Raw genomic sequence first — 22,287 nt, 5'->3', positions numbered from 1 at the left:
TGCGGGGCAGGGGAGCGGGGGCACGGGTGGGCTCGACGACGGACTCGGACGGAGGGCCGGTCACCGGCGGACGGCGGGCGCTGCTCGTCGGCGTGGGCCGGACCACCTTCCTGGAGCGCGACCCCGGCCTCGCCGCGCGGTTTCCCCGGCTCGGTTTCGTCGACCGAGACGTCGAGATGGTGAGTGCCGCCCTCGTCGAGTCCGGCTACGCGGTCGAGGCGCTGCACCCCGGCCATTCCCTGCCGGAGCGGCAGGACACGAGTGTGGGATCGATCGTGAGTGCGGTGGAGGAGTTCTTCCTCTCCTGCGAGGCCGGGGACACGGCCTTCCTCTACGTCTCCGGCCACGGCATGTCCGTCGGCGAGCGCGAGTACTTGGTCACCTCGGACGCGCGGCCCCGCGCCGACGGCTCCCTGATCGCGCAGACCGTCCTCGAAACCGCGCCCGAAGTCCTGCTGGGCCGGATACCCGAGGGCGTCGAGGTCGTCGTCTGCCTGGACACCTGCCGCACCGACCAACCGTCCTCCGCCTCGGTCCCGCACGAGACGCCCCTGGTGGACTCCGCCTACCGCGACGTGGCCTGGCTGCTGGCCTGCGGGCGTGGACAGGCGGCCTACGCGGATCCGGAGAAGGGCAGTCACTTCGGCATCGCCCTCTCCGAGGCGCTGTCCCGCAACAGTCCCCCGAAGACACTCAAGGAGATCCACGCCTTCGTCCGTGGCCGGGTCGAGCGGCTCACCGCCCGGCTCGCGGAACCTCCGCCGACGGTCGAGTCCCGCTGTCCGGAAGGACTCGCCGAGCGCCTGGTCGTCTGCCGGGGCTCCCAGGAGACCCAGCGCTGGACCGAAGCCGTCACCGATTCCGCGCTCTGGAGGCACACCTCACACGGGCCGGACGTCCACGAGCGGGTCAAGGACCGGCTCGGCGATCTGGCCCGTGAGGTCGCGAAGAGCCGTCTGGGCACGGACTCGGCCCTCGCCACGCCCTGGAACGACCCCGAGTACCCGATCCGTTTCGTGGAGCGGCTCGACCACCTCGTGGAGGCCGCCGCCCTCACCGGCCGGGAGCTCCTCTCCCCCGCCGAGACGGCGGCGCTGCTCGCGGCGCCCCTGCTGCACGAGGGGGTCGTCGCCGTCGCCCTCAGCGAGCTGGCGGCGCTGCGGCCCGACCGGATCGACCGGCGCGAGGACGGCCGGGGGCGGGACGCCGTCACCTCGCACGACCGGCTGGTGTGCGACGCCGCGAGAGACGTGGCGCGGGCGCACTCGCAGGTAGGCCTCGCGGCGGAGACGTTGCGGCAGCGCCACCTCCCGGAGCGGGCAGCGGCGGCCGACCACTGGCTGCGGCACCGGTTCATCGCGGACTGGGACCGCCTGTGGGACCGCACCAGTGACTACCCGGCGGTCGACCACCTGCTCGACATGGTGGTGACGGCCGTCGCCGCCGGAGGTCCCGGCGAGCCCACTCCGCAGAACCGCGCCCTGATCGACCGCCAAGTCCGCCAGGTCCTCGCCCATGTCACGGTCGCCCCCGGCAGCAGTCCCCGCATCAACGACAGCGGTGAACTCAGCTGGAGCACGCATCCCGCCGTGCCCGGCAACACGTGGCGCGGCCCCGACCTCGCGTACCTGGTCTGGCTCGCCGCCCTTCTGGCTGCCGATCCCCGGCGCATGTCGGGCGTCCTCGTCGACCATCTGGGCGCCCACAAACGGTTGGTGCCCTCGGACGTGGTCGCAGCCCTCGCCGAATACCGCCTCCAGTCCCCCGACGCACACGCACGGACGCAGGCGGGCGGCACGTACGACCTCGCCGTCGACTTCCTCTGTCCCCATCCCGCACTGCACGCGGCCGTGGAGGAGCTGGCCGCGACCGCCGACGCGTCGGTCCGGGCGCTCCACAAGAAGTGGAAGGAGACGCGCACGGACGCGCCGTACCTGCTGCGCGGCATCCCGCGAAAGGTGACCACCGAGTTCCTGGAGCCGCTGGACCACCAGTACACCAAGCCGCTGGAGCGCTTCCGGCTCGCCGAGGACGAGATCCGCCCCCTGCTCATGGGGACCCAGCTGTACGGCGACAAGATGCTCGCCGTCCGGGAGCTCTACCAGAATGCCCTGGACGCCTGCCGGTACCGACAGCTGCGTGTTGACTACGGCCGGCGGCTCGGCAAGTGCGGGGCGGCCGGGAAAGAACCCGGGATCGAGTTCGTTCAGGGGTACGACGAGGAGGACCGTCCGTACATCGAGTGCCGCGACACGGGCACCGGCATGAGCCGCAAGAAGCTCACCTCGATGTTCGCCCGGGCCGGCAAGCGGTACGAGCAGGACCCGGACTTCGTGCAGGAACGCCGCAACTGGCGACGCGCGGGGATCGACCCGACCCCCTTCAACAGCCGCTTCGGCATCGGCGTGTTCAGCTACTTCATGCTGGCGGAGGAGGTGGTGGTCACCACCGCCACCACCGACCTGCACGGCAACCCGTCCCGTACGGAAGCACCCCTCCGGGCCACCATCCAGTCCGGCTCCGGCCTCTTGGAGATCGTAGAGACCTCCGATGCCCCGGAGCGCGGCGGCACCACCGTCCGCCTCTACCTGAGCGCGGACGGCGAGACCCCGCCCTCCCTGGTGGAGACGCTGCGGAAGCTGCTGTGGGTGAGCGACCACCGGGTGACGGCGGTGGAACTGGACCGCGAGGGCCACCGGGCCCGCTCGGCGGAGTGGACGCCGGGCGAACTCCAGGCGTCGGAGGTCTGGCCGACCGCGCCGGCTGGAGCGGGGACGGACGCCTGGCTCGTCCAGGGGAAGGGGCAGCTGCTCCTGGACGGCGTCGTCGTCGGGAACGCCCCGGAGGTCGACGGCTACGTCGTCAACTTGCGCGAGCGAGATCAGCCTGTACCCACTGTGGACCGCAACGGGCTGATCGGCTGGGACGAGAAAGGGGTGCGGAGCCGCCTCCTCGAAGGAGTGCCCGAAGCCGTCGGTGCGTTCGAAGAGGTGTCGCTGCGCTGGCTGTGGGAACTCGTCGCCAGTGAACCGGACCTGGCGGTCTCGGTGTTCGACTCGCTCGGTGACGACGCGACGGGGGTCCTGCACTCGTCCCACACCGAGCGCAGCCTGGCCTCGTCCACCTTCCCCGTGCGCGATCCGGGGTGCCTGCCCATCGACAGGAACTTCATCCAGCGAAACTACTACGGGACCGTCTTCGGCCATGAGCGACTGGGCGAAGGAGGTTTGTTCGAGCGGTGGCGAAGCTCTCTGCTGGGAGTGTTCCACGCCGTGCGCGAACCCTTCGCGCCTCCCGGATACCCTTCGCCCCTCGGCCTGGACGCGCTGCTCTTCGAGGACGGTGTCCCTGACGGTTCCTGGGCCACGCCCCTGAGGGCGGCGGCGCTCACCGGTCAGTCCCTCGCGGCAGCCGTACGGGCCCAGCGGCGCTTCGCCGTCACCGGGATACGGGTGCCCGAAGCCACTGACGTCCGAGCGCTCGGAAGCGTGTTCCCGACGGTGATCATGGCCGACCTCTATGCCGCGCATGCCGATGCGCGCCGTTCCGGTGAAGGGGAGAGGCGTCCGACACCGACGCCGTTCGCCTCGCTCCTGCCCGTGGCGGCGGCTCACGACATCACCCTGACGGAAGTCCTCACCTGCGCACGGGACCTGGCGAACAGCGTGCCCGTACCGGGCTGGGAGAACCTTCCCCGGCTTTCCGGAGGTGCCGTCTCGGCGACGGATTCCACAGAACTGGCCGCTCCCCTCAGTGTGATCACGAAAAGGGAGGCTCACTTCTGGCATGCGGGAACCGTCCATGCGGTGGACCTGCTGGTGCGTGCCCCTTCCGTCGAACAGCGCGCACAGCTCGTCGAACGGATCGGACAATTGGAGAACCTGGGGTTCTCCCTGGGAACGGACGTCTCCGACACCACGCTCGCCCACCGGGCCCTGACCGGTGACGAACGCCGCCTCCTCTCGCACGAAGTGAACGGTACGCGCCCGTGGGTCACGGGCGACCTCACCCTGCTCGACGTCTTGAGGCGGTCGAAGGAGATGGGGATCCCGATCGGCCGGGTGGTGGAACAGGTCAATGCCCTCACTGCCGCCACGGCCGTTTCGGCACCACAGGTTCCCGACACGGTCGCCGACTGGATCGTTCCCTACTGGATCGCTGGACTCTTCCAGTGGGAAACCGAGTCACAGGGCACGTTCGGTCCCTGGAGCATCGCCTCGGCGATACTTTCCACCTCCACCGACGCCGAGTTGGCTTCGCGGCTTCGAGATCTACGGCATCTGGACACGTGTGGCGCGCTCACCCCCGGCTGCCTCGCCCTCGTCGAAGCGAACATCGAGCGGGTCACCAACCCGGACCCGCTCATGAAGCGTTTCCTCGATTTGATTTATTCGAACTCACGCTATGGGTACGGTCACTGGCAACTCGACGCACAAGGACTCGGGGTGGAGCCGCTGACCTACTTCGCCGCCATAGAGAAGGTGACGATCCGCACACAGGCCAAAAGGCTGGCGGCACTCGTCCCCTCCTTCCCGTTGGAAACCGTCGCTCTCCCCGATGCCCTCGGGTCGCTGGCCCCCGGCCTGGAGGTTCTGGCGCTCTTCGAAAGCGACGGGGACTCCCTGGCCTTCCGCACCACCCTCTCCTGCGGGGACCTCCTCCAGTCCGCCGAGCACTCGGGCAGAGGACTGGGCGACGCCGTCCGCACCGCCCTCGCCTTCCGCACCGTCGGCGGCCCCACCCTCCAGGGGCCCTTCACCGGCCCCGACGCCGAGGCTCTGGAGGACTTCGACCCCGACGACTTCGATCTGATCGCCTTCGATCCCGGCCTCCTCGGACCCGGCACCCTCGGCCCCCTCGACCTCGTCCTCGTCGCCGGCCGCTTCGGCTGGACGCTGGCGAAGACCTACGAGCGGTACGCGCCCTTCCGCTGTCTCGGGCTCGACGTCACCACGCCGGAGCCCGTGGGCGACGAGCGGGACTTCGTGCCGGACTGGCGTGACGTCATCGTGCTCACCGCCCGGCTGACCGGTCGCGCGCCTGCACTCGAAGGTGCCGTCGACCCCGACCACATCGTCCTGTGCGCCGAGGAGACCGACCTCACCGAGGAGCAGGTCTTCGACCGGCTCCGGCGGTACGCCCGCCTCTTCGGTCTCGACCTTCCCGCCGCCGTCCCCGGAGGATCCCGTCCATGAGTGCCACCGTTCCCTATCGCGTCACCGACCTTCCCCTCACCACCCCCGTCACCACCTTCCTCTGGGAGGTCCGGGGCGGCCGAGTGGAGGCGACCGGGGAGTGTCCGGCCTGCCGGTGCGTGACCGTGCGCGTCTGGGAGGACGTCCAGTACGTCACCAAGGGGCCGTCGACGCCGGGAAAGTACGTGCTCGACGACGGCGCGCCGAAGTACGCGCGGTGTCTGTGCGAAACCTGGCACGTGGACCGGCCCGCCGAGGTGGAGCAGGGCTGCGGTGCGTCGTTCTGGATCGCCCTGCCGCCGCGGGGGCTGTCGCGATGAGCGAGTTCACTCCGCAGGAGTTGCGGGACGCCGACCAGCGGGTGCTGGCGATGGCGACTCCGCCGGAGCAGTTGCGGGCGGCGCTCCAGCAGGCGGAGGGGTACCGGAACTTCCTCACCACCCTCACCGGGCTACTGACCGTCGTCTTCGTGCTCAAGGGGCAGGAGAACCTGAGCAAGATGACCACCGGCCCGAGGTGGTGGGTGATCGGGCTGCTCTCCGGGGCCTTCCTGCTGCTGCTCGCCGCCTCCTGGCTGATGGTCTCCGCCGTCCACGAGCGGCCTGGGCGTACGCTGCCGTCCGGCGCGGAGTACCTGCTGCGGTACGAGCGGGACCGGGCCCGTACCGTGCGGCGGATGACCGGCTGGGCCCGCTGGATGGGCCTCGTCGGCGTCCTCGCCGTCTCCGCCGCCTCGCTGATCACGTGGATCTGGCCCGGAAAGAGCTGAACCGACAAGAGCTGAGAACGCGCCGCGGCGCCCACCCAGTCGTCCGGTCGGGGACATGTCGGGGGGCGCCGCGCTCAGTTCCGTACGTCGTTGTACGGGACGTTCAGGGGGGATCCGGTCGGATCAGACCATCAGCGAACGGTCCGTCGGGCGGATCGGGGCCGGCAGGGAGCTGGTGCCGGTCAGGTGGCGGTCCACGCCGCGGGCGGCGGAGCGGCCCTCGGCGATGGCCCAGACGATGAGCGACTGGCCGCGGCCCGCGTCGCCGGCGACGAAGACGCCGTCGACGTTGGTGGCGAAGTCCGCGTCACGGGCGATGTTGCCGCGCTCGTCGAGCTCCAGGCCGAACTGGGCGACCAGGCCGTTCTGGACGTCCGTGCCGGTGAAGCCCATGGCGAGGGTGACCAGCTGGGCGGGGATCTTCCGCTCCGTGCCCGGCTTCTGGGTCAGCTTGCCGTCGACGAACTCGACCTCGGCGAGGTGGAGGGACTGGACGTTGCCGTCCTCGTCGCCCTCGAAGTGGGTGGTGGAGACGGAGTAGACCCGCTCGCCGCCCTCCTCGTGCGCCGAGGTGACCTTGTACAGCATGGGGAAGGTCGGCCAGGGCTGGCCGGCGTTCCGCTCCTCGCCCGGGCGGGGCATGATCTCCAGCTGCGTGACCGAGGCCGCGCCCTGGCGGTGGGCGGTGCCGACACAGTCGGCGCCGGTGTCGCCGCCGCCGATGACGACGACGTGCTTGCCCTCGGCGGTGATCGGCGGGGCCACGAAGTCGCCCTCGACGACCTTGTTGGCGAGCGGCAGGTACTCCATCGCCTGGTGGATGCCGTTCAGCTCGCGGCCCGGGACGGGCAGGTCGCGGGCGGTGGTGGCGCCGGCGGCGATGACGACCGCGTCGAACCGCTTGCGCAGGTCGGTGGCGGTGATGTCGCGGCCGACCTCGACGCCGGTGCGGAACTTGGTGCCCTCCGCGCGCATCTGCTCGATGCGGCGGTTGATGTGCCGCTTCTCCATCTTGAACTCGGGGATGCCGTAGCGCAGCAGCCCGCCGATGCGGTCGGCGCGCTCGTACACGACCACGGTGTGGCCGGCCCGGGTGAGCTGCTGGGCGGCGGCGAGGCCGGCCGGGCCGGAGCCGATGACGGCGGCGGTCTTGCCGGAGAGGCGCTCGGGCACCTGCGGCTTGACGTCGCCCCCGTCCCAGGCCTTGTCGATGATGGAGACTTCGACGTTCTTGATGGTGACGGCCGGCTGGTTGATGCCGAGCACGCACGCGGACTCGCAGGGCGCCGGGCAGAGGCGGCCGGTGAACTCCGGGAAGTTGTTGGTGGCGTGCAGGCGCTCCTGCGCGGCCGACCAGTCCTCGCGGTAGGCGTAGTCGTTCCACTCGGGGATCAGGTTCCCGAGGGGGCAGCCGTTGTGACAGAACGGGATGCCGCAGTCCATGCAGCGGCCGGCCTGCTTGCTGATGATCGGCAGCAGGGAGCCGGGGACGTAGACCTCGTTCCAGTCGCGGACGCGCTCGGCGACGGGACGGGTCTCGGCGACCTCGCGGCCGGTGGTGAGGAAGCCCTTCGGATCAGCCATGGGTCGCCGCCTCCATCATCTTCTCGGTGGTCTCGGCCTCGGAGAGACCGGCGAGCTCAGCGGCGTCCTTGGCGGCGAGCACTGCCTTGTACGTGGTGGGGATGATCTTGCTGAACCGGGCCGCGGCGGCGTCCCAGTCGGCGAGGAGCTTCTCGGCGACGGTGGAGCCGGTCTCCTCGCGGTGACGGCGCACCACGTCGTGCAGCCACGCCTCGTCGGTGTCCGACAGGGCCTCGATCGCCCCCAGGTTCCCGGAGTTGACGTTGTCCCGGTCGAGGTCGATCACGTAGGCGACGCCGCCCGACATGCCGGCCGCGAAGTTGCGTCCGGTCTCGCCGAGGACGACGGCCGTGCCGCCGGTCATGTACTCGCAGCCGTGGTCGCCCACGCCCTCGGAGACGACGAGGGCGCCGGAGTTGCGGACGCAGAAGCGCTCGCCGGTGCGGCCGCGGAGGAACAGCTCGCCGCCGGTCGCGCCGTACGCGATGGTGTTGCCCGCGATGGTGGAGTACTCGGCCAGGTGGTCGGCGCCCCGGTCGGGGCGGACGATCACGCGGCCGCCGGAGAGGCCCTTGCCGACGTAGTCGTTGGCGTCGCCCTCCAGGCGGAGGGTGACGCCGCTCGGCAGGAAGGCGCCGAAGGACTGGCCGGCGGAGCCGGTGAAGGTGATGTCGACGGTGTCGGCCGGGAGGCCGGCGCCGCCGAACTTCTTGGTGACCTGGTGGCCGAGCATGGTGCCGACCGTGCGGTTGATGTTGCGGATCGCGACCTGGGCGCGGACCGGCTGGGCCTCCTCGGCGGAGGGGGCGTTCAGGGCCTCGGCGGCGAGCTGGATCAGCTCGTTGTCGAGGGCCTTCTCCAGGCCGTGGTCCTGCTCGACCAGGGCGTGGCGGACCGCGCCCTCCGGGAGGTCCGGCACGTGGAAGAGGGGCTCCAGGTCGAGGCCCTGGGCCTTCCAGTGGGTGACGGCGCGGCTGGTGTCGAGCAGCTCGGCGTGGCCGACGGCCTCTTCGAGGGTGCGGAAGCCCAGCTCGGCGAGGAGCTCCCGGACCTCCTCGGCGATGAACTCGAAGAAGTTGACGACGTACTCGGCCTTGCCGGAGAAGCGGTCGCGCAGGACCGGGTTCTGGGTGGCGATGCCGACCGGGCAGGTGTCGAGGTGGCAGACGCGCATCATGATGCAGCCGGAGACGACGAGCGGCGCGGTGGCGAAGCCGAACTCCTCGGCGCCGAGCAGCGCGGCGATGACGACGTCGCGGCCGGTCTTGAGCTGGCCGTCGGTCTGGACGACGATCCGGTCGCGCAGGCCGTTGAGCAGCAGGGTCTGCTGGGTCTCGGCGAGGCCGAGCTCCCAGGGGCCGCCCGCGTGCTTGAGGCTCGTCAGAGGAGACGCGCCCGTGCCGCCGTCGTGGCCGGAGATGAGGACGACGTCCGCGTGGGCCTTGGAGACGCCCGCGGCGACCGTGCCGACGCCGACCTCGGAGACCAGCTTCACGTGGATGCGGGCGACCGGGTTGGCGTTCTTGAGGTCGTGGATGAGCTGCGCCAGGTCCTCGATGGAGTAGATGTCGTGGTGCGGCGGCGGGGAGATCAGGCCGACGCCGGGCGTCGAGTGACGCGTCTTGGCGACCCACGGGTAGACCTTGTGGCCGGGCAGCTGGCCGCCCTCGCCGGGCTTGGCGCCCTGGGCCATCTTGATCTGGATGTCGTCGGCGTTGACCAGGTACTCGCTGGTGACGCCGAAGCGGCCGGAGGCGACCTGCTTGATGGAGGAGCGGCGCTCCGGGTCGTACAGGCGGTCCGGGTCCTCGCCGCCCTCGCCGGTGTTGGACTTGCCGCCCAGCCGGTTCATGGCGATGGCGAGGGTCTCGTGCGCCTCCTGGGAGATGGAGCCGTACGACATGGCGCCGGTGGAGAAGCGCTTGACGATCTCGGAGGCGGGCTCGACCTCGTCGAGGGGGATCGGGGTGCGGCCCTCGGCGGCGAAGCCGAAGAGGCCGCGGAGGGTCATCAGCCGCTCGGACTGCTCGTTCACCCGGTCGGTGTACTTCTTGAAGACGTCGTACCGCTTGGTGCGCGTGGCGTGCTGGAGGCGGAAGACGGTCTCCGGGTCGAACAGGTGCGGCTCGCCCTCGCGGCGCCACTGGTACTCGCCGCCGATCTCCAGGGCGCGGTGCGCCGAGGGGACGCCGGAGGCGGGGTACGCCTTGGCGTGGCGGGCGGCGACCTCCTTGGCGACGACGTCGAGGCCGACGCCGCCGATCTTGGTGGCCGTGCCGTTGAAGTACGTGGCGACGAAGGTCTCGTCGAGGCCGACGGCCTCGAAGACCTGGGCGCCGCGGTAGGAGGCGACGGTGGAGATGCCCATCTTGGACATGACCTTGAGGACGCCCTTGCCGAGGGCGTAGATCAGGTTCCGGATGGCCTGCTCGGGCTCCATGCCCTCGATGAAGGTGCCGGCGCGGACCAGGTCCTCGACGGACTCCATGGCGAGGTACGGGTTGACGGCGGCGGCGCCGTAGCCGATGAGCAGGGCGACGTGGTGGACCTCGCGGACGTCGCCGGCCTCGATGAGCAGGCCCACCTTGGTCCGCTGCTTGGTGCGGATGAGGTGGTGGTGGACGGCCGCGGTGAGCAGCAGCGAGGGGATCGGGGCGTGCTCGGCGTCGGAGTGCCGGTCGGAGAGCACGATGAGGCGGGCGCCGCCCTCGATGGCGGTGTCGGCCTCGGCGCAGATCTCCTCGATGCGGGCGGCGAGGGCCTCGCCGCCGCCGGAGACCCGGTAGAGGCCGGAGAGGGTCGCGGCCTTCATGCCGGGCATGTCGCCGTCGGCGTTGATGTGGACGAGCTTGGCCAGCTCGTCGTTGTCGATCACCGGGAAGGGCAGGGTGACGCTGCGACACGACACGGAGGTCGGCTCCAGGAGGTTGCCCTGGGGGCCGAGCGAGGAGCGCAGGGAGGTCACGAGCTCTTCGCGGATGGCGTCGAGCGGGGGGTTGGTGACCTGCGCGAAGAGCTGGGTGAAGTAGTCGAAGAGGAGCCGCGGGCGGGCGGACAGGGCCGCGATCGGGGAGTCCGTGCCCATGGAGCCGAGGGGCTCGCCGGCGGTGCGGGCCATCGGGGCGAGGATGACGCGGAGCTCTTCCTCGGTGTAGCCGAAGGTCTGCTGGCGGCGGGTGACCGAGGCGTGGGTGTGGACGACGTGCTCGCGCTCGGGGAGGTCGGAGAGCTCGATCTCGCCGGTCTCCAGCCACTCCTCGTAGGGGTTCTCGGCGGCGAGGGCGGCCTTGATCTCGTCGTCCTCGACGATGCGGTGCTCGGCGGTGTCGACGAGGAACATCCTGCCGGGCTGGAGGCGGCCCTTGCGGACGACCCTGGCGGGGTCGATGTCGAGGACGCCGACCTCGGAGGAGAGGACGACGAGGCCGTCGTCGGTGACCCAGTAGCGGCCGGGGCGCAGACCGTTGCGGTCGAGGACCGCGCCGACCTGGACGCCGTCGGTGAAGGTGACGCAGGCCGGGCCGTCCCAGGGCTCCATCATCGTGGAGTGGTACTGGTAGAAGGCGCGGCGGGCCGGGTCCATGGTCTCGTGGTTCTCCCACGCCTCCGGGACCATCATGAGGACCGCGTGCGGCAGGGAGCGGCCGCCGAGGTGGAGCAGCTCCAGGACCTCGTCGAAGGAGGCCGAGTCGGAGGCGTCCGGGGTGCAGATCGGGAAGATCCGGTCCAGCGGGCGGTCGCCGAAGACGTCGGAGGCGAGCTGGGCCTCGCGGGCCGTCATCCAGTTCCGGTTGCCCTTGACGGTGTTGATCTCACCGTTGTGGGCGACGAAGCGGTACGGGTGGGCCAGCGGCCAGCTCGGGAAGGTGTTGGTGGAGAACCGGGAGTGGACCAGGGCCACGGCGGTGGCGCAGCGGCGGTCCGACAGGTCCGGGAAGAAGGGCTCCAGCTGGCCGGTGGTCAGCATGCCCTTGTAGACGAGGGTGCGGGCGGAGAGCGACGGGAAGTACGTCGCGGCCTCGCGCTCGGCGCGCTTGCGCAGGACGAAGACCTTGCGGTCGAGCGCGATGCCGGTGGCCGCGCCGTCGGCGTCCGCGACGAAGAGCTGGCGGAAGACCGGCATGGTGGACCGGGCGGAGGCGCCGAGCAGCTCGGGGGCGACGGGGACCTCGCGCCAGCCGAGGACGCTCAGGCCCTCCTCGGCGGCGATCGTCCCGATCGTCGCGACGGTGGCGTCGATGCCGTCCTCGGGGAGGAAGGCGATGCCGACGGCGTACGCGCCGGCCTCGGGGAGCTCAAATCCGGCGACCTCGCGGAGGAAGGCGTCCGGGACCTGGAGCAGGATGCCCGCGCCGTCACCGGAGTCGGCCTCTGCGCCGGTGGCGCCGCGGTGCTCGAGGTTGCGCAGTACGGTCAGCGCCTGCTCCACCAGCGCGTGGCTGGCTACACCGGTGAGGGTGGCCACGAACCCGACACCGCAGGCGTCGTGTTCGTTACGGGGGTCGTACATCCCCTGCGGAGCGGGGCGACCGTCCATGGGCGACCAGGCGTCGGAACGCATCGGCTCTCCCGTCGTCGTCGTGGCATGTGCAGATGCCGAGGGACGACGTTGGCCCTCCGCGAAATTTCGTGCAGGTTACATGATGGCTGGCTTCTCGCGAAGCGGATAGCTCGTTCCAACATGCGGACACCGCCGACACGCAGCGGTGGTACTGGTTCACCTGTGGGGTGCGGCGACAGGCACTGTCCCGCGGGGGACGGATCGAGGGGGTCCGAAGGGACTCCGGGCCTCCGGCGAACCGTCGCTGGGTGGGCTTCGTTGCCCACTGGCGCTCATGCCTCTTTCCCGTTGGTCACGGGTTCGAAACCGCCGGGTAACCGACTATGTATGTGGCGCTCCGCATAGTGTCTCATCGCGACGGCGGATCGGGCCAGGGAGATACGTCACAGGCGATGTGCGGCTTATGTACGCGAAAGATGGGGTCGAGGGCGGCCGAAAGGGCTACAGCGCGGCACCGAAGAGCATGCCGAGCCCGTACGTGACGGCCGCCGCGGCGCCGCCGAGGGCGAGCTGGCGCAGTCCGCTGAAGAGCCAGCCGCGCGCGGTCACCCGGGCCACCAGGGCTCCGCAGGCGAAGAGGCCGAGGAGCGCGAGCAGCACGGCCGGCCAGAGGACGGTCGCCCCGAGCAGGTACGGCAGGACGGGCAGCAGCGCGCCGAGCGCGAACGAGCCGAACGACGAGACCGCGGCGACCGCGGGCGACGGCAGGTCGTCGGGGTCGATGCCGAGCTCCTCGCGGGCGTGGATCTCCAGGGCCTGCTCGGGGTCCTTCGACAACTGCATCGCGACCTCGCGGGCGAGGGCGGGCTCGACGCCCCGGGAGACGTAGAGCGCGGCGAGCTCCTCCATCTCGTCGACCGGGTGCTTGCGCAACTGGCTCCGCTCCACGTCCAGTTCGGCCTGGACGAGGTCGCGCTGCGAGGCGACGGAGGTGTACTCCCCCGCGGCCATGGAGAAGGCGCCGGCGGCGAGGCCCGCGAGGCCGGTGACGGCGACGGTCCCGGAGGAGACCGCGCCACCGGCGACGCCGGTCATCAGGGCGAGGTTGGACACCAGTCCGTCCATGGCGCCGAAGACCGCCGGGCGCAGCCAGCCGCCGTTCACGTCGCGGTGCGTGTGGTTGTCGCGGTGGGCCTCGTGCAGCGGCGCCTGGGCCTCGACGATGGACATGGTGCTCCCCTCTTCACGGCGGGCCGGGACGGGCCCGCCTCCCCCTCAACTACCCTCGAAAATACGCTCGATGTAAGGGGCGCGCCAGCAAGGCAGGCCGTACTTACTAAGGCCCGCCTGACCGGGCGCGCCGGATCCCGGCGGGGTGTCAGGCGGGTGACAGAGACGTTTCTCCGGCGAGTTCGCGGGCGGCGGTGGCACAGATCCAGGCAACGGGGCGCCACCGGTGCGCCTCCCGGAGGAAGGAGCCGCCGCACATGGTCACCACCACGGCATGCGACACGCGGGAGCGGGCGAGAGGGGCGCTCCTCGGCCTCGCCGTCGGCGACGCGCTCGGCGCGCCCGCCGAGAACATGCGGCCCTCCGAGATCCGCCGCCGCTGGGGCCGGATCGAGGGCTTCGTGACGGAGAGCCCGGCGGGCACGGACGACACCGAGTACGCCGTCTTCTCGGGGCTGCTGCTCGCCCGGCACGGCTCGGCCCTCACCGTCCGCCACGTCGAACGGGCCTGGCACCGCTGGATCGCCGACCTCGACGAGGGGCCCTTCCGGGGCGCGGGCTTCTCGGAGCGGGGCACCCTGGAGAACCTCCGGCGGGGGCTCGCGGCGCCCATCTCCGCGCAGCACCGGCACGCCTGGAGCGACGGCCTCGCGATGCGCGCGGCGCCCTTCGGGGTCTTCGCCGCCGGGCGCCCGGCGGAGGCGGCCCGGCTCGTCGCGATCGACGGCAGCGTCAGCCACGAGGGCGAGGGCATCTACGGCGGCCAGGCGGTCGCGGCGGGGGTCGCGGCGGCGATGGCGGGGGCGAGCGTGACGTCGGTGATCGCGGCGGCCCTCTCCGCCGTCCCGATGGACTCCTGGACGGCCCGCTCGCTGCGCCGCGCGGTCGTGGCGGCCCAGCGGGTCCAGCCGGACCCGCTCGTCCGCGAACGCCAGGTCCGCTCGGCGGTCGTCATCGGCGGCTACCCGTGGACGGACCTGGCGCCGGAGGCGGTGGGCCTGGCGTTCGGCGCCTTCGCGGCGGCGCGCGGGGACTTCCGCACGGCCGTCCTGACCGCCGTCAACATGGGCCGCGACGCCGACACCACCGCGGCGGTCGCGGGCGCCCTGGCGGGCGCGATGTCGGGCGCCCGGGCGATCCCGGCGGAGTGGGCCACGGCCATCACCCCGGTCACCGGCAGCTGTCTCCCCTCCATGCGCGGCTACCACGTCCTGGACATCGCGGACCTGCTGACCCCGGAGGAGGCGGCGTGAACCCGGACACGAACCGGCCGGCCCCGCCGGGGACGGGGGCGGGGGCGACGGTGGCGGGACCCGGCACGGCCGTGGGCACGGACACGGTCCCGGCCACCCCCGGCACCGCCATGAGCGCGGGCGCGGCCCCGGCCGCACCCGGCACCACCATGAGCACGGGCGCCACCCCGGCCGCCCCCGGCACCTCCGTGAACACGAGCGCCGCCCCGAGCACCCCGGCAACCGCCTCCGCCGTGGGAGCTCCCGCCCCCTTCGCGGGTACGGCTCCGGCCCCCGGCGCCACCGATCCCGGGGGCGGCACCACCCCGCCCGCACCCACCGCCATGGGCACCGGCCCGGGTGCGGGCACCGCCGCCACCACTGTGGACAGCACGGCGCCGGGCACGTACACCGCCACCACCCCGGACACGCGCACCACCACAGGCACAGGCACCGCCACCACCCCGGACGCGGACACCACCACAGGCACAGGCACCGCCACCACCCCCGTGGGCAGTCGTCCCGCTGGGCGTGGGGGTCCCTCCTCCGAGGGAGGGCGGACACAGGACCCGGTGCGGGGCACCGACCTCCTGGACGAGGCCCGCGAGGACCGGACGGCACCCCCGGTGCGGGGCGCACACAACCGCACCTCGACGCCCACCGCCCGGCCCCAACCGCCGACCGCCCAGGTCCCCGCCCGGGTCACCGTGAGCCGCGACGCGATCGAAGGCCTCCTCCTCGGGCTCGCCGCGGGCGACGCCGCCGGGTGGCCCGCCGCCCGGCACCGGGCCGCCCGGATGCCCGAGTGGACCCGCCGCCTCACCCGGGAGCTCGACACCTTCGCGGAGCAGAACGCGACGACCACCCTCCCCGTCCCCATCGCCCTCAACCAGCCCCCCGAGCCGCTCCGGCTCGGCCCCTCCGACGACGCCGAGTGGGCGGTCTTCACCGCCGAGGCGATCCTCGCCTCCGCCGCCCCCGCCCTGGCCGGCCTCCCCCCGGAGCGCCGGCTCCGCGCCGCCGTCGACCTCGCCTGGAACGCCCTCGCGGGACAGGTCGCGGCCGCCGCGGAGCGCGCCCCCGAGGTCGAGTCCGCCGTCCTGCCCCTGCGCGCCCGGATCTCCGTCCGCGCCGGACTCGGCAACCTCGCCACCGGCCTGCGTCCGCCCGCGACCGGCCACGACAACCCGCACTACTTCGACGACGCCGCCTGTGTACGGGCCGCCGTCCTGGCCCTCGTCCACCCGGGCGATCCGCGCGCCGCCGCCGAACTCGCCGAGTTCGACGCCCGGTACACCCAGGACGGCGACGGCGTCCACGGCGCCCGCGCGACGGCGGCGGCCGTCGCCGCGGCCCTCGGCGGGGCGACCGTCGAGGAGTCCGTCGGGGCGGCGCTCGCCGAACTCCCGCCCGCCACCGAGATCGGCCGCAACGCCCGGCACGCCGTGGAGCTCGCCCGGGCCGCCGACTCGGCCTTCGCGCTCGTCCCGCTCCTGGAGCACCAGATCGTGGACCACGTCTACAGCTACGGCGTCGCCGCCGCCGAGACCGTCCCGGTCGCCCTCGCGCTCGCCCTGGCCGCCCGGGGCGAGACGGCGGCCGCGGTCCCGGCCGCCGCCTGCCTCTCCCGGGTCGCGGACTCGGCCCCGGCGCTCGCGGGCGCGCTCACCGGCGCGCTCGGCGGCGGGCGTTCGATCCCGGCGAGCTGGCGCGAGGCCTGCCGGCGGCTCGCGGGCTGCGCGCTGCCCCGGCTCGCGGGGACCGACCTGGTGGAACTCGCCGGGCTGCTCGGAGCCACGGAACCGGCCGCCCCAGGTGGACAATTCCGACATGGAACCCACACTGGACGTGCCCAACCCGGCTGTACGCACACCGGGCGCGCCGAGCACGCCGACCACACAGGCCACACAGGGCCTACCCACCCTGGATGACCGGATCACCGGCAGCCTCCTCGGGGCCGCCGTCGGCGACGCGCTCGGCGGCCCCGTCGAGGGCTACACCCCCGAGCAGATCCTGGAACGACACGGCGGCCGCGTCACCGGGATCGTCGGCCCCTGGAACGGCGACGCCTGGCGCACCGCCCGCCCCATCGCCCCGTACCACAAGGGCGACGGGCACGTCACCGACGACACCCTGATGACCCACACCCTGATCCGGGTGTACGAGAAGGTCCGCGGCCACCTCGACGCGTACGCGGTCGCGGACCACCTCGTCCCCGAGCTCATGAACTCCCCCGTCTGGATCCCGGAGCTGGAGGCCGAGGCGCTGCCGCTCCAGCGCATCTTCCTCGCCGAGAAGTGGATCGTGACCCGGCTCCACTACGGCCACGTGGACCCGCGCGAGGCCGGCAGCGGCAACATCGTCAACTGCGGCGCCGCGATGTACATGGCGCCGGTCGGGCTCGTCAACGCCGCCAACCCGCCGGCCGCCTACGCCGAGGCCCTCGACCTGGCGGGCGCGCACCAGTCCTCGTACGGGCGGGAGGCCGCCGGCGTGTTCGCGGCAGCGGTGGCGGCGGCCTGCGTACCGGGCGCGACGCCGGTCTCGGTGGTGGACGCGGCCCTGGCCCTGGCGAAGGACGGCACGGAGGCGGCGATCGAGGCGGTGGCCGAAGCGGCCGCCCGCCACACGGACTTCGAGACCGCCCTCGCTCCGCTGCGCAGGGCGGTGGCCCCCTTCGACACGGTCGGCCCCGACTACCGCGCGCCGTCCCTCGGCGCCCGGCGGCCCTCCCGGCTCCACGCGATCGAGGAGCTGCCGATCGCCCTGGGGATGCTGCTCGTCGGCGGGGGCGACTTCCGGCGCACGGTCCTGGGCGCGGTCAACTACGGCCGGGACTGCGACTCGATCGCCACGATGGCGGGCGCGATCGTGGGCGCGCTGCACGGCGAGGCGGCCGTGCCCGCCGACTGGGCGAAACGGGTGGCGGAGGCGAGCCGCCTCGACCTGCACGCCCCGGCACGGGCCCTGGCCGGGGTCGCCCGCGAGGTCTTCGCGCGGGACGCGGAGGCGCGCCGGGCGCACGAGTCGGCGTTCGCGGCGCTGACGAGCGCGGACCGGTGAACCTCCGTGTGACCTGGGTGCAGCCGGAGGACCTGGTGGGCCACGAGCTGCGGCAGGCGGCGGAGGACGGCCGCGACGCCCGCGCCCCGGCGGCCCGCTGGGCGGCGGCGGGCGGCCCGCCCGCCCCGGCCGCGGCCGGCGCCTCCGCGACCCCCCGCCCGGACCTCCGCCCCCTGGCGGAGGAACTCCTGGACACCCTGGCCGCCCTTCCGAGCCCCCTCGCGGAACACGAACCGACCGCCCTCCCGGACATCCTGGCCCTGACCACCGCTCCCCCCGGCCCTCCTCACGGCGAAGCCGGAACCGAGGAGGGCGGGCGGTCCCGGACCCCGCTGCCGGGCTCCCCGCACGGAGGCCGCGCGACCCCGCCCCCGCATCCGGTGCCGGACGCCTCCCCGCACCCGCGCGAAGCGCCGGGCACGGCCCCCGTGCCCAGCGGACTCCCCGGATCCGGCGGACTCCCCGGGCCCGGCGGACCCCCCGGGCCCGGCGGACCCCCCGGGCCCGGAGACGCCCCCGCCTCACCGGGCGCGGGGAACCGGCCCGCCGACGACCCCGCCCTCCTCCCCCGCCTGCACGCCGCCTGGCTCGGCCGGGCCGTCGGGTGCCTGCTCGGCAAACCCGTCGAGAAGCTCCCCCTCCCCGCCATCCGCGCCCTGGCCCGCGCCACCGGCAACTGGCCGCTCACCACCTGGTTCACCGCCCGGGGCGTGCCTGCCGACCTGCTCGCCGCCCACCCCTGGAACCGGCGCTCCGCCCCCACCTCCCTCGCCGAGAACATCGACGGCATGCCCGAGGACGACGACCTCAACTACCCCCTCCTGAATCTCCTCCTGCTCCAGCGGTACGGCCGCGGCTTCACCACCGCCGACGTCGCCCGCCTCTGGCTCGACGAACTCCCCGCCGGCCGCACCTTCACGGCCGAGCGCGTCGCCTACCGCAACCTCCTCGACGGGATCGAACCCCCGCTGACCGCCGTCCGCCGCAACCCCTTCCGCGAATGGATCGGCGCCCAGATCCGGGCCGACGTCCACGGCTGGACCCACCCGGGCGACCCGGTCGCCGCCGCCGCGCAGGCACACCGGGACGCGGTGCTCACCCACACCGCCAACGGCGTGTACGGCGCCATGTTCACGGCCGCCACCGTCGCCGCCGCCGCGTCCGGCACCGCCGACGTCCACCGGGCGCTCGCCGCCGGACTCGCCGTGGTCCCGCCGCGCTCCCGCCTGGCGCGGGCGGTCCGCCGGGGCATCGCGCACGCCCGCGCCCACCCCGACTTCGACGCCGTCGTGGACCGGCTGCACGCCGAACTCGGCGGGTACCACTGGGTGCACGCCGTCCCCAACGCCGCCCTGCTCGCCGCCGCCCTCACCCACGCCGACGGCGACTTCTCCCGCTCGGTCTGCGCGGCGGTCTCGGGCGGCTGGGACACCGACTCCAACGGCGCCACCGCCGGTTCGGTCGCCGGGCTGCTCGCCGGCCGCCCCGACCGGCTGCCCGAGCGCTGGACCTCCCCCCTGAAGAACCGCCTCGCGACCTCGGTCCCGTCCTTCGACGGCACCGGTTTCGACACCCTGGCCGAACTGACACACCTGGAGGCAGTACGCCCATGACCAGCATCGTCGTGCTCGGCAGCACGAACATGGACCTCGTCGCCTACGTGCCGAGGGCCCCGGCCCTCGGCGAGACCGTCACCGGCCGCTCCTTCCGCACGATCCCCGGCGGCAAGGGCGCCAACCAGGCCGTCGCCGCCGCCCGCGCCGGCGCCGAGGTCGCGATGATCGGCGCGGTCGGCACGGACGGCTTCGGCGCGCAGCTCCGGGCCACCCTGGAGCACTGCGCCGTGGACACCGACCTCCTGCGCACCGTCGAGGGGGCCTCGGGCACCGCCCACATCGTCGTGGACGACGAGGGCGGCAACGCGATCGTCGTCGTCCCCGGCGCCAACGGCACCGTCACCTCCCTCACCCACGGCGACGAGGCCCTCATCGGCACCGCCGACTCCCTGCTCCTCCAGCTCGAACTCCCCCTCCCCGTCGTCGTCGAGGGCGCCACGGCCGCCCGCCGGCGCGGCGTCCGCACCGTCCTCACCCCCTCCCCCGCACAGCCCCTTCCCCCCGAACTCCTGGCCGTCACCGACCTGTTGGTGCCGAACGAGCACGAGGCCGCCGCACTCACCGGCCGCACGGACCCGCGCGCCGCCGCCGAGGCCCTGCTGCGGGACGTCCCCGAGGTGGTGATCACCCTGGGCGCGGCCGGCAGCCTGTACGCGGCGCGCGGCGCCGACCCGGTCACCGTGCCCGCCCGCCGGGTCCGGGCCGTGGACACCACCGGCGCGGGCGACACCTTCGTCGGCGCCCTCGCGGTCGCCCTCGGCGAGGGCCGTCCCGCCCCGGAGGCGCTCGCCTGGGCGCAGACTGCCGCCGCGCTCTCCGTCCGGCGCGAGGGCGCGTCGACCTCGATGCCGTACCGCGTCGACATCGAGGCGGCCTTCCGCTCCCCCGACTCCCTGGAGGCCGATCCCGTATGACGACTCTCCCCACCCCGAAGGCCGCGCCGAAAGACGCGCCGGAGAACGCACCGGCCGCCGCGCCGGACGCCGACGGCTCCACCCTCGCCGCCCCTCCCCTCCGGGGGCTGCGGGTCCTGGACCTCGCGACCCTCTTCGCCGGGCCGCTCGCCGCCATGATGCTGGGCGACTTCGGCGCCGACGTCGTCAAGGTCGAGCACCCCCGCAAGCCCGACCCGTCCCGCGGCCACGGCCCCGCCAAGGACGGGATCGGCCTGTGGTGGAAGGTCCTGGGCCGCAACAAGCGGACGATCACCCTCGACCTGTCCACGCCGGGCGGCCGCGACACCCTCCTCGCGCTCGCCGCCGACGCCGACGTGATCGTGGAGAACTTCCGCCCCGGCACCCTGGAGCGCTGGGGCCTGGGCTGGGAGGAGCTCTCCGCCGCCAACCCGCGTCTGGTCCTCGCCCGCGTCACCGGCTTCGGCCAGTTCGGCCCGTACTCCCACCGCCCCGGATTCGGCACCCTCGCCGAGGCGATGAGCGGCTTCGCGGCCATCACCGGCGAGCCCGACGGCCCCCCGACCCTGCCCCCCTTCGGCCTGGCCGACTCGATCGCCGCCCTGGCCACCGCGTACGCCGTGATGACCGCGCTCACCGCCAGGACGACGACCGGCCGCGGCCAGGTCGTCGACATGGCCATCATCGAACCGATGCTCTCCGTCATCGGACCCCACCCCCTCTGGTACGACCAGCTCGGATACGTCCAGCCCCGCACCGGCAACCGCTCCCGCAACAACGCCCCGCGCAACACCTACCGGACCGCCGACGGCTCCTGGGTCGCCGTCTCCACCTCCGCGCAGTCGATCGCGGAGCGGGTCCTGAACCTCGTCGGCCGCCCGGAGCTGATCGACGAGCCGTGGTTCGCCGACGGCGCGGGCCGGGCCGCGCACGCGGACGTCCTGGACGAGGCGGTCGGCTCGTGGATCGCCCGCCACACCCGCGACGAGGCCATGGCGGCCTTCGACAAGGCGGAGGCGGCCATCGCCCCCGTCTACGACGTCCGGGACGTCCTCGACGACCCGCAGTACCAGGCGCTCGGCACCGTCACCGAGGTGGCGGACCCCGAGCTGGGGCCGATCAGGATGCAGAACGTCCTCTTCCGGCTCTCCGAGACGCCCGGCGCCATCCGCTGGTCCGGCCGCCCGCACGGCGCCGACACCGCCGCCGTCCTCGCCGAGCTGGGCCTCAGCCCCGCCGAGATCGGCGCCCTCCGCGAGCAGGGGGCGGTATGAGCGGCACCCACGGCGTCCGGAACCTCGGCCGGGTCAGCGGCCCCCGCGAGCGGACCGGCGCGCCCGTCGCGAGCGGCACCGCCGGGCCGCACACCCCGCTCACCTGGCTGTACGCGCCCGGCGACCGGCCCGAGGTCGTCCGCAAGGCCCTGGTCTCCGGCGCCGACGTCGTGATCGTCGACCTGGAGGACGCGGTCGCCCCGCACCGCAAGGCGTACGCCCTGGAGGCGACGGCCGATCTGCTCGCGGACGTCCACCCCGTCCCGGTCCACGTCCGCGTCCACACCCCGCTCGACATCCCCGTCCTGACCCCCCTCCCCGGCCTCTGCGGTCTCCGTGTACCCAAGGTGACACACGCCACTGACATCCACCGGCTCGCCGGCCTCGCCCCGGGCCTCCCCCTCTACCCGCTCCTGGAGAGCGCCCTCGCCGTGGAGAACGCCTACGCCATCGCCTCCGCCCACCCGGCCGTGCGCGGGATCGGGCTCGGCGAGGCCGACCTCCGCTCCGACCTGGGGGTGCGGGAGGACGGCGGGCTCGACTGGTCGCGCGGCCGGCTGGTGGTCGCGGCCCGCGCGGCCGCCCTGCCGCCCCCGGCCCAGTCGGTCCACCCCCACGTCCGCGACCTGGAGGGGCTGGCCGCCGACTGCGCCCGGGGCCGGGCGATGGGCTTCCTGGGCCGGGCGGCCATCCATCCCCGCCAGCTCCCGGTCATCGAGCGCGCCTACCTCCCCACCCCGGAGGAGGTCGACGAGGCCCGGGAGATCGTCGCCGCGACCGGGCAGGGCGCGCTGGCCCTCCCGGACGGCCGGTTCGTCGACGCGGCGGTGGTGGAGGGCGCCCGCCGGACCCTCGCCCTCGCCGCGCGGGCCGGGTGACCCGTACGCCCGTACGCGGAAGGGCCGCCGG

General features: G+C 73.5%; 13 protein-coding genes. 10 read left to right on the top strand and 3 right to left on the bottom strand.

All coding sequences use genetic code 11. The features are described 5' to 3' along the window. Positions 1–26: 26 nt before the first annotated feature. From ACIP5O_RS16560 to ACIP5O_RS16550, 3 genes are read left to right on the top strand one after another with little or no spacing between them, the layout of a single operon-like run. Entirely contained in the window at positions 27–5,195 is a 5,169-nt protein-coding gene (locus ACIP5O_RS16560) for a caspase family protein (protein ID WP_401293730.1), read from the top strand. After that, positions 5,192–5,515 carry a hypothetical protein gene (locus ACIP5O_RS16555; RefSeq protein ID WP_401293727.1) on the top strand — a complete coding sequence of 108 codons (324 nt, stop codon included), beginning with the start codon at positions 5,192–5,194 and terminating at the stop codon, positions 5,513–5,515. The genes ACIP5O_RS16560 and ACIP5O_RS16555 overlap by 4 nt, the downstream gene beginning before the upstream one ends. Further along, positions 5,512–5,964 carry a hypothetical protein gene (locus ACIP5O_RS16550; RefSeq protein ID WP_401293724.1) on the top strand — a complete coding sequence of 151 codons (453 nt, stop codon included), beginning with the start codon at positions 5,512–5,514 and terminating at the stop codon, positions 5,962–5,964. The genes ACIP5O_RS16555 and ACIP5O_RS16550 overlap by 4 nt, the downstream gene beginning before the upstream one ends. 123 nt (positions 5,965–6,087) lie before the next feature. Here the strand turns inward: ACIP5O_RS16550 and ACIP5O_RS16545 are convergent, their stop codons facing one another. The 3 genes from ACIP5O_RS16545 to ACIP5O_RS16535 all read right to left on the bottom strand — a co-directional run bounded on the left by ACIP5O_RS16545 (position 6,088) and on the right by ACIP5O_RS16535 (position 13,279). Beyond that, positions 6,088–7,548, bottom strand: a complete 1,461-nt coding sequence (locus ACIP5O_RS16545) for a glutamate synthase subunit beta (protein WP_401293721.1) — start codon at positions 7,546–7,548, stop codon at positions 6,088–6,090. After that, positions 7,541–12,109 (bottom strand): glutamate synthase large subunit, encoded by a 4,569-nt coding sequence (gene gltB / locus ACIP5O_RS16540; protein ID WP_401293718.1) that lies wholly within the window; start codon positions 12,107–12,109, stop codon positions 7,541–7,543. Before gltB ends, ACIP5O_RS16545 begins: the two co-directional genes overlap by 8 nt. Positions 12,110–12,550: 441 nt before the next feature. Then, positions 12,551–13,279: a VIT1/CCC1 transporter family protein gene (locus ACIP5O_RS16535; protein ID WP_401293715.1), complete on the bottom strand. Its 729-nt coding sequence runs from the start codon at positions 13,277–13,279 to the stop codon at positions 12,551–12,553. A gap of 257 nt (positions 13,280–13,536) precedes the next feature. Here ACIP5O_RS16535 and ACIP5O_RS16530 point away from each other — a divergent pair, with 257 nt between their 5' ends. The 7 genes from ACIP5O_RS16530 (at position 13,537) to ACIP5O_RS16500 (ending at position 22,256) form a co-directional block, all read left to right on the top strand. Then, positions 13,537–14,532, top strand: a complete 996-nt coding sequence (locus ACIP5O_RS16530; RefSeq protein ID WP_401293712.1) for an ADP-ribosylglycohydrolase family protein — start codon at positions 13,537–13,539, stop codon at positions 14,530–14,532. Between the two features lie 686 nt (positions 14,533–15,218). After that, positions 15,219–16,442 carry an ADP-ribosylglycohydrolase family protein gene (locus tag ACIP5O_RS16525; protein ID WP_401294165.1) on the top strand — a complete coding sequence of 408 codons (1,224 nt, stop codon included), beginning with the start codon at positions 15,219–15,221 and terminating at the stop codon, positions 16,440–16,442. Continuing rightward, positions 16,342–17,574: an ADP-ribosylglycohydrolase family protein gene (locus tag ACIP5O_RS16520; protein ID WP_401293709.1), complete on the top strand. Its 1,233-nt coding sequence runs from the start codon at positions 16,342–16,344 to the stop codon at positions 17,572–17,574. The genes ACIP5O_RS16525 and ACIP5O_RS16520 overlap by 101 nt, the downstream gene beginning before the upstream one ends. Then, positions 17,571–19,187, top strand: coding sequence for an ADP-ribosylglycohydrolase family protein (locus ACIP5O_RS16515; protein WP_401293706.1), 1,617 nt, complete (start codon positions 17,571–17,573; stop codon positions 19,185–19,187). The genes ACIP5O_RS16520 and ACIP5O_RS16515 overlap by 4 nt, the downstream gene beginning before the upstream one ends. Beyond that, complete coding sequence (rbsK, locus tag ACIP5O_RS16510) at positions 19,184–20,104, top strand: ribokinase (RefSeq protein ID WP_401293703.1); 921 nt, start codon at positions 19,184–19,186, stop codon at positions 20,102–20,104. Before ACIP5O_RS16515 ends, rbsK begins: the two co-directional genes overlap by 4 nt. Next, positions 20,101–21,378, top strand: a complete 1,278-nt coding sequence (locus ACIP5O_RS16505; protein WP_401293700.1) for a CaiB/BaiF CoA transferase family protein — start codon at positions 20,101–20,103, stop codon at positions 21,376–21,378. Before rbsK ends, ACIP5O_RS16505 begins: the two co-directional genes overlap by 4 nt. Continuing rightward, on the top strand, positions 21,375–22,256 hold the full coding sequence (locus ACIP5O_RS16500) for an HpcH/HpaI aldolase/citrate lyase family protein (protein ID WP_401293698.1): 882 nt from the start codon (positions 21,375–21,377) through the stop codon (positions 22,254–22,256). Before ACIP5O_RS16505 ends, ACIP5O_RS16500 begins: the two co-directional genes overlap by 4 nt. The last annotated feature ends 31 nt before the right edge of the window (positions 22,257–22,287 follow it).

Source organism: Streptomyces sp. NPDC088915, assembly GCF_044749825.1.
Lineage (GTDB): Bacteria > Actinomycetota > Actinomycetes > Streptomycetales > Streptomycetaceae > Streptomyces.
Note: the sequence above shows the minus strand (reverse complement) of the source record. Positions and strands in the feature narration are given on the sequence as shown.